The organism is Nocardia sp. NPDC004722 (assembly GCF_053601505.1).
Genome location: NZ_JBSGBY010000230.1, coordinates 1 through 11,960 on the forward strand (window position 1 = coordinate 1; position 11,960 = coordinate 11,960).

10 protein-coding genes, 2 tRNA genes and 2 pseudogenes are annotated in these 11,960 nt (G+C 68.3%); 3 read left to right on the forward strand and 11 right to left on the reverse strand.

Annotated features, from left to right (window positions below; all coding sequences use genetic code 11):
- Positions 1 to 96 precede the first annotated feature (96 nt).
- The 4 genes and pseudogenes from ACWELQ_RS22390 to ACWELQ_RS22405 form a co-directional block, all read right to left on the reverse strand.
- A pseudogene (locus tag ACWELQ_RS22390) lies at positions 97 to 309 on the reverse strand (insulinase family protein); the annotation flags it as partial.
- Between the two features lie 106 nt (positions 310 to 415).
- Positions 416 to 2,677 (reverse strand): polyribonucleotide nucleotidyltransferase, encoded by a 2,262-nt coding sequence (locus tag ACWELQ_RS22395; RefSeq protein ID WP_452398996.1) that lies wholly within the window; start codon positions 2,675 to 2,677, stop codon positions 416 to 418.
- Between the two features lie 413 nt (positions 2,678 to 3,090).
- Positions 3,091 to 3,360, reverse strand: coding sequence for a 30S ribosomal protein S15 (rpsO, locus tag ACWELQ_RS22400; RefSeq protein WP_040810622.1), 270 nt, complete (start codon positions 3,358 to 3,360; stop codon positions 3,091 to 3,093).
- A gap of 101 nt (positions 3,361 to 3,461) precedes the next feature.
- Positions 3,462 to 4,418 carry a bifunctional riboflavin kinase/FAD synthetase gene (locus ACWELQ_RS22405; protein WP_452398997.1) on the reverse strand — a complete coding sequence of 319 codons (957 nt, stop codon included), beginning with the start codon at positions 4,416 to 4,418 and terminating at the stop codon, positions 3,462 to 3,464.
- Positions 4,419 to 4,638: 220 nt separating this feature from the next.
- On the opposite strand from ACWELQ_RS22405, the gene ACWELQ_RS22410 reads away from it, so the two are divergent.
- A complete protein-coding gene (locus ACWELQ_RS22410; protein ID WP_452398998.1) occupies positions 4,639 to 5,391 on the forward strand; it encodes a metal-dependent transcriptional regulator in 753 nt (250 codons plus the stop codon).
- A 4-nt stretch (positions 5,392 to 5,395) separates the two neighbouring features.
- Here ACWELQ_RS22410 and ACWELQ_RS22415 read toward each other — a convergent pair whose 3' ends face one another.
- Positions 5,396 to 6,130 (reverse strand): SDR family oxidoreductase, encoded by a 735-nt coding sequence (locus tag ACWELQ_RS22415; protein ID WP_452398999.1) that lies wholly within the window; start codon positions 6,128 to 6,130, stop codon positions 5,396 to 5,398.
- A gap of 134 nt (positions 6,131 to 6,264) precedes the next feature.
- Between ACWELQ_RS22415 and ACWELQ_RS22420 the strand changes: the two genes are divergently transcribed.
- Positions 6,265 to 7,677, forward strand: a complete 1,413-nt coding sequence (locus ACWELQ_RS22420; protein ID WP_452399000.1) for a family 1 glycosylhydrolase — start codon at positions 6,265 to 6,267, stop codon at positions 7,675 to 7,677.
- A gap of 111 nt (positions 7,678 to 7,788) precedes the next feature.
- On the opposite strand, the gene ACWELQ_RS22425 is transcribed toward ACWELQ_RS22420, so the two are convergent.
- From ACWELQ_RS22425 to npt, 6 genes are all read right to left on the reverse strand, one after another.
- On the reverse strand, positions 7,789 to 8,682 hold the full coding sequence (locus ACWELQ_RS22425; protein WP_452399001.1) for a LysR substrate-binding domain-containing protein: 894 nt from the start codon (positions 8,680 to 8,682) through the stop codon (positions 7,789 to 7,791).
- 171 nt (positions 8,683 to 8,853) lie between these two features.
- Positions 8,854 to 8,927 (reverse strand) — tRNA-Met (locus ACWELQ_RS22430).
- Positions 8,928 to 9,049: 122 nt separating this feature from the next.
- Positions 9,050 to 9,123: transfer RNA gene (locus ACWELQ_RS22435), tRNA-Met, on the reverse strand.
- Between the two features lie 94 nt (positions 9,124 to 9,217).
- Complete coding sequence (locus tag ACWELQ_RS22440; RefSeq protein ID WP_452399002.1) at positions 9,218 to 9,613, reverse strand: ester cyclase; 396 nt, start codon at positions 9,611 to 9,613, stop codon at positions 9,218 to 9,220.
- Between the two features lie 130 nt (positions 9,614 to 9,743).
- Positions 9,744 to 10,769 carry a tRNA pseudouridine(55) synthase TruB gene (truB, locus tag ACWELQ_RS22445; RefSeq protein ID WP_452399003.1) on the reverse strand — a complete coding sequence of 342 codons (1,026 nt, stop codon included), beginning with the start codon at positions 10,767 to 10,769 and terminating at the stop codon, positions 9,744 to 9,746.
- A complete protein-coding gene (gene npt / locus ACWELQ_RS22450) occupies positions 10,769 to 11,443 on the reverse strand; it encodes a 4'-phosphopantetheinyl transferase Npt (protein WP_452399004.1) in 675 nt (224 codons plus the stop codon). The genes truB and npt overlap by 1 nt, the downstream gene beginning before the upstream one ends.
- A 247-nt stretch (positions 11,444 to 11,690) precedes the next feature.
- Between npt and ACWELQ_RS22455 the strand changes: the two are divergent.
- Positions 11,691 to 11,960: pseudogene (locus tag ACWELQ_RS22455) on the forward strand (hypothetical protein); the annotation flags it as partial.

Consider the following 11,960-nt stretch of genomic DNA (forward strand, 5'->3'; position numbering starts at 1 on the left):
AAATTGCCCTCGGCCACCAGCTTTTCGATCAGGTCACCGCATTCGAGATAGGCGAGTTCGGCCGCGAGTTTGAACACCCGCTGCCCGCCGGAGAGGCAGGTGTTCCAGGAAGTGCGCGGCACCGGCGACGGTCGGGCCCTCGTCGCGGGAGCCGACACCGACCCATACGCCGATCGACGCCGAACGCACGCCCGGCACGTGTTCGGTCACCACCCGTAGCCCGCCGGGCAGCACCGTGCGCCGCACACCGATATCGGTTGCGGTCGTTTGGTTCTGGGCCACTACGAGTGCAGAACCCCCCTGCTCCAGATTCCGGAGCAAGGGGGCAATGTCCTTCGCGCCGTGCGCGGAGTCTGTCGCTGTGCGCGCGGACGCCGCGCGCACAGCGGACTGCTTCTTCGTCACAGAGAAATAATTACTCTGCGATCGCGTCGACCGCAGCAGAGGCTTCGGAGTTGTCCGAATCCTCGTCGACCGGCACCAGCGAGATCTTGCCGCGGTTGTCGATATCGGCGATCTCGACGCGGATCTTGTCACCCACGTTGACCACGTCCTCGACCTTGGCGACGCGCTTGCCGTTGCCCAGCTTCGAGATGTGGACCAGACCGTCGCGGCCCGGGAGCAGCGACACGAACGCGCCGAAGGCGGTGGTCTTGACGACCGTGCCCAGGAAGCGCTCGCCGACCTTCGGCAGCTGCGGGTTCGCGATCGCGTTGATCGCGTCGATCGCGGCCTGCGCCGACGGGCCGTCGGTCGCACCGACGAACACGGTGCCGTCATCCTCGATGGAGATGTTGGCGCCGGTGTCCTCGGTGATCTGGTTGATCACCTTGCCCTTGGGTCCGATCACCTCGCCGATCTTGTCGACCGGGATCTTGATGGCGGTGACGCGCGGAGCGTAGGGGCTCATCTCGTCCGGGGTGTTGATGGCCTCGGCCATCACGTCCAGGATCGTGTAGCGGGCATCCTTGGCCTGGTTCAGCGCACCGGCCAGCACCTGCGACGGGATGCCGTCGAGCTTGGTGTCCAGCTGCAGCGCGGTCACGAACTCGCGGGTGCCGGCGACCTTGAAGTCCATGTCGCCGAAGGCATCCTCGGCGCCCAGGATGTCGGTGAGGGCCACGTAGCGGACCTCGTCCTCACCCTTGTCGTTCTTCACGGTGTCCGACACCAGGCCCATGGCGATACCGGCGACGGGGGCCTTGAGCGGCACACCGGCGTTCAGCAGCGACAGGGTCGAGGCGCACACGGAACCCATCGAGGTGGAGCCGTTGGAGCCCAACGCCTCCGACACCTGACGGATGGCGTAGGGGAACTCCTCCTGCGACGGCAGCACCGGCATCAGGGCGCGCTCGGCGAGCGCGCCGTGGCCGATCTCGCGGCGCTTGGGCGAACCCACGCGGCCGGTCTCACCGGTGGAGTACGGCGGGAAGTTGTAGTGGTGCATGTAGCGCTTGGAGGTCTCCGGGCCGAGCGAGTCGACCTGCTGCGCCATCTTCACCATGTCGAGGGTGGTGACGCCCAGGATCTGGGTCTCGCCACGCTCGAACAGCGCCGAACCGTGGGCCCGCGGCACGACCGCGACCTCGGCGGACAGGGCGCGGATGTCGGCCAGGCCACGGCCGTCGATGCGGAAGCTGTCGGTCAGGATGCGCTGGCGCACAAGCTTCTTGGTGACCGAGCGGAAGGCCGCGCCCAGCTCCTTCTCGCGACCGGCGAAGGACTCCGCCAGCTCGGACAGTACGGCGAGCTTGATCTCGTCGATCTTCTCCTCGCGCTCCTGCTTGCCCGCGATGGACAGCGCCTCGTTCAGCTCACGCTTGGCGGTGCCCTCGACGGCCTCGTAGGCGTCGGGCTGGTACGGCAGGAAGATCGGGAACTCTTCGGTCGGCTTGGCGGCCAGGGCCGCCATGTCGGCCTGCGCCTTGCACAGTCGCGCGATGAACGGCTTGGCGGCCTCGAGGCCCTCGGCCACGATGGCCTCGGTCGGAGCCGAAGCGCCGTCGGCGATCAGGGCGAGCACGTTGTCGGTGGCCTCGGCCTCGACCATCATGATCGCGACGTCACCCTCGACCACGCGGCCCGCGACGACCATGTCGAACACGGCGCCCTCGAGCTGCTCGACGGTCGGGAACGCGACCCACTGGCCCTCGATCAGGGCGACGCGCACGCCGCCGACCGGACCGGAGAACGGCAGGCCCGCGAGCTGGGTCGACGCCGAGGCGGCGTTGATGGCGACCACGTCGTAGAGATCCTTGGGATCCAGCGACATGACGGTCACGACGACCTGGATCTCGTTGCGCAGGCCGTCGACGAAGGACGGACGCAGCGGCCGGTCGATCAGGCGGCAGGTCAGGATGGCGTCGGTGGAGGGGCGGCCCTCACGACGGAAGAACGAGCCGGGGATGCGGCCCGCGGCGTACATGCGCTCCTCGACGTCCACCGTCAGCGGGAAGAAGTCGAACTGATCCTTGGGCTGCTTGGAGGCGGTGGTCGCCGACAGCAGCATGGTCTCGTCGTCGAGGTAGGCGACCACGGAACCCGCGGCCTGCTTGGCCAGGCGGCCGGTCTCGAAACGGATGGTGCGAGTTCCGAAGGCGCCGTTGTCGATCAGGGCCACGGACTCGAAGACGCCGGGCTCGACCTCGGCGGCGGAACTGGTCTGTGTGTCAGACATGTGTTTTATCTCAACCTCTCGTCTTCGCCGGGGTTCGCACATTCGTCTCGTGCGATCCGGCTCGTCGGCCGTACCCGACATGGGCGCGCGGCAACCCTCGTGGTCGTCGCACGCACACCCGGCCGATGTCCCCTCTGGCTGGAACGTTCCAACGAAGGGCGACGCGGAGGCGATCATCGATCGAAGCCCTCCGGGCGCGCATGGTTCATCTCAATCCGCGCCCCGAAAAGCCACTACCGAAGACCGACGCCACGCGGCGGGTGCATACGGCTTCTGTTGGCGTATACCCGTCTCGACCTCCCCCTCCTGGGGAAATCGGACACATATACGAAAGGCCAACGAGGAGATTCTATGCCTCCTCGTCGGCCGGTTCGTCAACTACCTCCGCTGGCGGAGGTATGTCGTCGCTGAAATCAGCGACGCAGGCCCAGACGCTCGATGAGCGAACGGTAGCGGTTGATGTCGTTGGCCTGCAGGTACTTCGACAGGCGACGACGACGACCGATCAGCGCGAGCAGACCGTGGCGCGTGTGGTGATCGTGCTTGTGCACCTTCAGGTGCTCGGTCAGGTCCGCGATCCGCTTCGACAGCAGCGCGATCTGCGCCTCCGGGGAACCGGTGTCGGTCGGGTGCAGGCCGTACTCGGCCAGAATGGCCTTCTTCTGCTCGGTGGTCAGAGCCACAGAATCTCCTTGTTTCAGTCCGCGCTAAAGTCCGGAACGGTGTTCAAAACACTGAGCCGGGTGGGAGCTGCCGCGAACCGCAGCCGACCCGACGGGCCAGTTTACATGTCCTCGGAATTGAGAACTTTCCGGGCCTGATCGACGTCCTTGCCGATGGCCTCGACCAGCTCCTCGATCGACTCGAATTTGCGCATGCCGCGCAGCTGTTCGACGAAATCCACGGCCACGTGCTTGCCGTAGAGGTCGGCGTCGAAATCCAGGATGTGCGGCTCGACGGTGCGATTGCGCCCGTCGAAGGTCGGATTGGTGCCGACCGAGATGGCGGCCATGAGCCGCTGCCCGGCGAGCGGGTCGCCCGGCTCGAGGACGGTGAACCAGCCCGCGTACACGCCGTCGGCGGGAATCGCGGCATGCATGGTCGGGGCCACGTTCGCGGTCGGGAAGCCCAGCCCCTTGCCGCGGCCGTCGCCGTGCACGACCACGCCCTCGACGCGGTGCGGGCGGCCCAGCGCCTCGGCGGCCGCGCCCACATCGCCCTCGCCCAGGCAACCGCGGATATAGGTGGAGGAGAAGGTGACCGCGTGCTCGCCCAGCAGCTGCACGCCGTCGACGTCGAAGCCGTGGGCGCGGCCGAGTTCACGCATGGTGTCGAGGGTGCCGGCGGCCTGCTTGCCGAAGGTGAAGTTGTCACCCACCACGACCTCGGACACGTGCAACCGGTCGACGAGCAGCTCCTCCACGTACTCCTGCGGCGTGAGCTTCATGAAGTCGCGGGTGAACGGCATCACCACGAACACGTCGATCCCGAGTTCCTCGACCAGTTCCGCGCGCCGGTTCAGCGTGGACAGCTGCGCCGGATGGGAACCGGGCCGCACCACGTCCAGCGGGTGCGGGTCGAAGGTCATCAGCACCGATGGAACACCGCGCACCGCAGCCGATTTCACCGCGCGGCTGATGAGCTGGGCGTGACCGCGGTGCACGCCGTCGAACACCCCGATCGTGAGGACACACCGGCCCCAGTCCGCGGGCATCTCGTCGAGGCTTCGCCATCTCTGCACACCGGAAGCCTACTTAAAGCGCGTCACAGGCAATATTCGGCCGTGCCGATCTTCACGGGTGGAAGCATGCCCGTCACCGCGTGTTCACCGGGACGGGGGCTCACCGCGAAGTTGTCGCCACGGTCTCGACGACATGCTCGCTCAGCTCGGTGTGGCATCGCCCCTACCAGCATGCGAGCCGATGTGGGAAACCGCGCCAGGTGTGCCTAAGCTCGGGTACGTGCCCGGAAAACGAGACATCGCCACCCGCCGCGAGCTGGCCGATCCGTCCGCCTCTTCCGAATCTCACGGGACCACCACCAGCATCGCGCCGGAGCTGTCCTCGGTCGCGCAGGACTATCTGAAAGTGATCTGGACCGCGCGTGAGTGGTCACAGGAGAAGGTGACGACCAAGCTGCTCGCGGAGAAGATCGGGGTGTCCGCGTCGACGGTGTCGGAGGCGGTCCGCAAGCTGGCCGACCAGGGCTTGGTCGAGCACGCGCGCTACGGCTCCATCACGCTCACCGAGGACGGCCGCCGCGCCGCCATCGCCATGGTGCGCCGGCATCGGCTCATAGAGACCTTCCTGGTCAACGAGCTCGGCTACGGCTGGGACGAGGTGCACGACGAGGCGGAGGTGCTCGAGCACGCCGTGTCCGAAACGCTGATGGAGCGCATCGACGCCAAACTCGGCCACCCGGACCGGGATCCGCACGGCGACCCGATCCCGTCGGTCGACGGCGCGGTCCCAACTCCCCCGGCGCGCCAGCTCAGCGATTTCGACGCCGGTGAATCCGGCCGCGTGGCACGCATTTCCGACTCCGACCCGGCCATGCTGCGCTACTTCGATTCCCTGGGCATCGCCCTGGACACCCCGATCGCGGTGATCGAGCGCCGCGACTTCGCGGGCACCATCGCGGTCCGCGTCGAGGAACGCACCATCGACCTCGGCAGCATCGCCGCCGAGGCCATCTGGTTGAGCGAGGCGCACTAGCGGGTCAGACCAGCCGGTGGCCGCCGTCGACGTGCAGCACCGTGCCCGTCACGAAGTGGCTGCGCAGCAGCGACGCCACCACCACCGCGACATCTTCGGGCCGCCCCAAGCGCCGGGCGGGCAGCTTCTCGGCCATCGCGCGCAGCCGCTCGTCCTTGTCCTCCCATGGCATCTGGTCCCAGATACCGGTCATCACCCAGCCCGGTGAGACGGCGTTCACGCGGATCGGGGCGAGTTCCACGGCCAGAGCGCGGACCAGGCCCTCGAGGGCGGCGTTGATGGCCGCGACCATCGCCCCGCCGACCGCCGGACGGTAGGCCGCGATACCGGAAATGACCGTCAGCGAACCGTTTTCGGTCAGGCGTGCGTACTTGGCCAGCAGCATCGCGCCGAGCAGCTTGGTCTCGAGAAAGCCGCTGCCGTGCTCGAAGTCGAAAGTGGCCATCGGCCCGTAGGAACCGTCCAGATCCGCTGCGGTGGTGATGACGTGATCGACGGCGCCGACGGTCTCGAACAGCCGCGCCACCTCCTGCTCATCGGTGATGTCCGCGGCGATCGCAGTGAGTTTGCCGTCGCCGAGTTCGCGGACGGCGTCGGCCAGTCGCTGTTCGGAACGGCCGACGATGATCACCTCGTAGCCCTCGCTCAACAGGGCGTCGGCGATCGCCTGTCCCATTCCCGAGCCGCCGCCGACGACCACCGCGCGCTCGGACTGCTGTGCAAATCCCTTGTCTGTCATGCCTTTCAGCCAACCCGCGACGTGCGTCGCGGTCCACGACGTGGGATCGAAGGCGTGTGAGGCCCGGACTAACATCGAAGATTATCGGCCGAATCGGTCGCATATTGGACGAGTGACCAGTATCGTCCCCCGGTGTGAAACGCTCACGAGTCATGTGCTCGATGTTGACCGCGCTGGCCGTCATCGCCGGAAGTGCCGCCGCGGCCGCCGCGGATCCCGCGGACATCGCCGGGTCCGGCAGTTCCAGTGGATCGGGATCCGGCAGCGGCACCGGTTCGGCATCGGGCAGCGCGAGCGGTTCCGGGACCGGCAGCTCGGGCGCGCCGACCAGCGTGCCCGCGCTGGGGCCGGACTTTCTGTGGGGCGTGGCCATGGCGGGTTTCCAGTCCGAAGGCCATGCGCCCGACAGCAATTGGCTGCGGTATGCCAATTCCGGGAAAGCCCATGACACGTACCGGAATTCGGTCGACTTCTACGACCGCTACGCCGAGGACGTCGATCTGGCGGCGGGCATGGGGTTGAAGGTGTACCGGCTGTCCATCGAATGGGCGCGGGTGCAGCCGCAGCCGAACACGTGGGACGAGAACGGCTTCCAGTTCTACGACCGGGTCATCGCGAAGATCAAGGCGGCCGGGATGCGGCCGATGCTGACGCTGGACCACTGGGTGATCCCCGGCTGGGAGGCCGACAAGGGCGGCTGGAAGAACCAGGGCATGGTGGCGGATTGGCTGACCAATATGCGCCGCGTGGTCGACCGCTACGACGCCGACGACCCGATGTGGGTGACCATCAACGAGCCGATGGGCTATGTCGCGCAGTCGATTCAGATCGGCGACATCGGGCTGCTGGACGCCCCGGCCATGTTCGATCGGCTCGTCGCCGCGCACAGCGCCATCTACGACTACATCCACCAGCGGCAGCCCGGCGCGCGGGTGACCAGCAATATCGCGCAGTACCCGATCGTGCAGAACCTGACCGATCTGCTGTTCGCCGACCGGGTCAAGGGCAAGCTCGATTTCGTCGGCCTCGACTTCTATTACGGTGTGTCCCTGCAACATCTGCCCAGCGCCTCGCTGGTCGGCAGCGATCTGTGGAACAACGCCATCGAACCCGAGGGCATCTACTACGACCTGCGCACCTACGCCGAGAAGTTCCCCGGCCTGCCGCTCTACGTGGTCGAGAACGGGCTGCCCACCGATGACGCCGCCCCGCGCGCCGACGGTTACGACCGCGCCGACCACCTGCGCGACACCGTCTACTGGCTGCAGCGCGCCAAGGCCGACGGCATCGACGTCATCGGCTACAACTACTGGAGCCTCACCGACAACTACGAATGGGGCAGCTACTCACCGCGATTCGGCCTCTACACCGTCGACGCCCGCAACGACCCGACGCTGACCCGCCACCCCACCGACGCGGTGCCCGCCTTCAAGGCCATCACCGCCGCGCAGGGCGTCCCCGCCGACTACCGCCCCACCCGCAAGCCCGCCCTGTGCTCGATCGTCACCCCGCTGGAGAGCTGCCTGCGCCCGGTGTCGGTCCCGTAGCCGGGCCGGTGGCGCGAGCCGACACCGGTGCGCGAGCCGGACGCTGGTGGCGCGAACCAGACGCAGGTGGCGCGGCGGCGGTCGACGCGGTGCGCCCAGCCGTCGCGGCGCTCAGTCCGAGGACAGCCGCAAACCTCCGGCAAGCGCGTCGGCCATGGTGTGCAGCAAAGGGTTACGGGTCGCCGTGCGCCAGGCGGCGGCATAGGTGATGACCAGCGGGCGCGGCTGGAGGGGCCGCCACACCAGTCCCGGCACCGACGCGGTGCGGGCCGAGCCGACACCGATCGCCTCCGGGCGCAGCGGCAGTAGTTGCAGCATCTGGGCGTGGCTCATGGCGCTGTCGCTGAGCACCACGGTCGCGCCGCGCTCACGCAACTGGGCCAGTACCGAATCGTGCACTTCGGGCGCGGCATCGCGGGCGAACATGATCAGCTCGTGGTCCGCGATGCGGGCCGGCTCCACCGAACCCGCTGCGGCCAGCGGATTCTCACGCGACATGACGATGCCGAGCTCCTCGTCGGCGATCGGCGTGTAGGTGAGATGGTCGGCCAGCCGCACCGGCAGCCGCAGCACCGCCAGATCGACCTCTTCGCGATCCAGCAGCCGCGCCTGCTCGCTGCTGGTGCCGGTCGCGAACGCCACCCGCACCCCCGGCTGCCGCGCCTTGAGCAGCGCCTCCATCCGGCCGGGCAGCCATTTCGGCGCGCCGTTCACAATGCCCAGCCGGAACACCGCGTTGCCGGGCTGCGCGACCGCGCGGGTCTCGCGCAGCGCGATCTCGGCCGCCTCCAGCACATTCCGGGCGGTCTTCAACAGCACCTCCCCCGCCGCCGTCAACTCCACCCCATGATTCCCCCGAATCAGCAACGGCCCGCCCACCTCCCGCTCGATGGCCCGGATCTGCTGACTCAGCGTCGGAGTCGAGATGAACAATCGCTCCGCCGCCCGCCGAAAATGCAGCTCCTCCGCCACCGCGACGAAATACCGCAACTGCCGCAACTCCACCCTTGAACCGTACGCGGCCCCCACACCCCAACCACAACCCCGAGGAAACCGCCGTGCACGACACCCGGCGAGCGACCCGCCGGAACCGCCGCCCCGCACCGTCATTCGGCACACCGTCGAGGGCCGCTGACGCAAGCCGGCCTCGGGACGCTGATCCCGGGGCCGTGCACGTCGCGAGGGCAGGATTCGAACCTGCGATCTCCGGCATATGAGACCGGCGAGCTGACCGGCTGCTCCACCCCGCGTCGAGAACTCACGCTATACAGCACGTCTCCACGCGGCCAATGAATTACGGCAGGATCGGTATCGCGGCGGAGTGCGCGGACACGGCGACGGCCCCGGGCGGAAAGCCCGGGGCCGTCGGTCGTAGCGGGGGCGGGATTCGAACCCGCGACCTCTGGCATATGAAACCAATGCGCTGCCTAACTGCGCTACCCCGCGTCGAGGGATGTCACGCTACGCTCGCGGGCTCGCACGGCGCCAGCGATTTTCGGTCGCCGCGCCGCTCGCCGTCGAGGTGTTGACGGTCCTGGCTTTACGCCCAGCCGGGATGCGGTGAGGGCTGGGAGACGGTGGCCCAGCGTTCGGCGATGCGGCGGCCCTGGAAGCGCCACAGGACGAAGCCCTGGAAGGTCATGGGCTGGCCGGTGGCGCGGTCGGTCCAGCGCCAGATGTTGCGGCACATGACCTTGTCGCCTTCGGCGAGCATTTCCACCACGGTGACGTGCAGGTCGGGCATGGCCTCGTACATGCCGAGCATCATCTTCTCGTCGCCGGTCAGGTCGGTGGGCTTGCCACCCGGGCCGTCGTGGTCGAGGAAGTCCGGCGTCATATTGCGGTGGATGACCGCCGCGTTGCGCCGGTTCACGAACTCCTCGAAGTGGTCGGCGACAAACTGCTTCATGGATTCCTGCGACAGGTCGGTGGCCATGATCGCCTCCTCTACGCGGCCGAACGACCTTTCCATGGTGCGCTCGCCGCGCGGACCGCGTGCGGATTTGGGCAGCGCCGGGTCGGCGCTAGGGCAGTGCCCGCGCCGGGGCCGGAATGCCTGGGCCGCCTCAGAGATTGGCGGGCCGCACCACCATGACCGAGGCGGCGCGTTTGCCTGATTCTTTGAGGAGCGCAACCGCGTGCCCGGCGGGATCGATCGCCGCGTAGACACCTTGCAGACCAATCGGTTCCAGCCAGCGGCCGTTGCGCAGATCCCCCGCCTGCGCCTCGGTGATCTCGCGGACCTCGAAGGCGGTGCGCACGGCCGCGTCGATATCCAGGCTCAGCATCGGCTCGCCCGCCGCGGCGGCCGCGGCCAGCTGCTCCAGGGTGCGGGCGTGTTCGAGGGTGAACGGGCCGACGCGGGTACGGCGCAGCGCGGTGAGATGCCCTCCGACGCCGAGCTTTTCACCCAGATCGCGGGCGAGCGCGCGAATGTAGGTGCCCGAGGAGCACTCCACCTCGACATCCAGGTCCACGAACTGCGTTGCGCAGGTGTCGATGTCGCGGCGCTCGAGCACCTCGAAGCGGCTCACGGTGACGGGCCGCGCGGCCAGCTCCACTTCTTCCCCCGCGCGGGCGCGGGCGTAGGCGCGCTCACCATTGATCTTGATCGCGCTGACGGTGGCGGGCACCTGCTGGATGTCGCCGGTCAATTCCGCGATGTGCGAGGCGATCTCGGCATCTGTGACGTGCCCGGCCGGGGTAGTCGCGGTGACCTCGCCCTCGGCGTCATCGGTGATCGTGGACTGCCCCAGCCTGATGGTGGCGGTGTATGCCTTGGTGGTCAGGATGAGCTGCCCGAGCAGTTTGGTGGCGCGCTCCACGCCCAGCACCAGCACGCCGGTGGCCATCGGGTCCAGGGTGCCCGCGTGCCCGACCTTCTTGGTGCGCAACAGTCCTCGCCCCTTGGCGACCACGTCGTGACTCGTCCAGCCGCCGTCCTTGTCGACGATGACCAGCCCGCCGAACGCGTCCACCAGCGGCGGCAGCTTCTCACGCCGGGGCCGCGGCTCGCGGGATCGCTTGTCCCGCTTACCCTCGGCCGGATTGTCGCGCTCGGCGGCGGGCAGGGTGCCCGGTTCCGTCGTCATCAGGCCTCCACGATCGCGGTCAGGATGAGGCCGTCGCTGATCAGCCAGCGGCCGTCGAACGAGCGCAGCGGGGCGCCGCCGTCGGTCACCTGGCCGGGGATCAGTAGGTCGGTGTGGAAGGTGCCCGCACCGCCGCCCGCGGACTCCTCGTCGACGGTGAAGGTGATGTGCGCGTCCTCGAAGCCGAGCCAGCGCCCGGTCAGCGGACGCCACGCCTTGTAGGTGGCCTCCTTGGCACAGAAGAGCAGCCGATCCAGGTGCAGGTCGGTGCCGGGCAGCACCGCGGCGAGCCATTCGCGCTCGGGCGGCAGGCTGACCGATTCCAGCACCCCGTCGGGCAGCCGGTCGTGCGGTTCGGCGTCGATGCCGATGGAGCGGACCCGCAGCTTGTGCCCGAGGGCGGCGGCCTTGTACCCGTCGCAATGGGTGAGGCTGCCGACGATGCCGCGCGGCCACGCGGGTGCGCCGTCCTCGGCCTTGCCGATGGCGACGGCCGGTTCCCCGAGCTGTTCGAGGGCCTGCCGCGCGCAGTACCGCGCGCCGATGAAGTCGCGCCGCCGCTTCTCGACCGCGCGAGCGATGAGATGTTCCTCGCCGGGATGCGGTTTCAGGTCCTCCGGGTACACCGTCAGTTCGGCCGCGGCGACCCCGTTGGGCAGAATCCTGCCGAGTATGCGCGCCGACTCCGTCGCCGCGACTGCCCGCTCCTCGATGACCGCCTCCTGCTCGCGTCCTGCGTTCTCGCGTCCTGCACTGCCGCCTCGAGCCTACCGGGCAGGCCGGGGCGCTTCGGCCACTCGTGCGGGCCGCGATCGCCCCGCGCACCCACCCATCGACGTTGCTAGGCTTTTGCCAGCTCATCCCAACCGCAGTCCGGCAACCAACGCGGTCCTCCCGAGTCCGCGAGGCAGGAGGCGAGGCATGACAGTCGAACCGTCGAAGCGGACCGGCATCGCACCGGCCGAATTCCTCGGGCCCAGCCGCACCATGACCACCCTGCGTGTGAACGGCCACGAGTACTACGCGGTCCTGGAGCCGCGCACCAGCCTGCTGGACGCCCTGCGCGAGCATCTGCACCTGACCGGCACCAAGAAGGGGCGGTGTACGAGGGGCTATCTGGGCGTGCGTCATCGCCGGTGCTCTCTCATCGTGAGTCCGTTGGATTGGTTCTCGTTGAGCGTGTCGATGGGT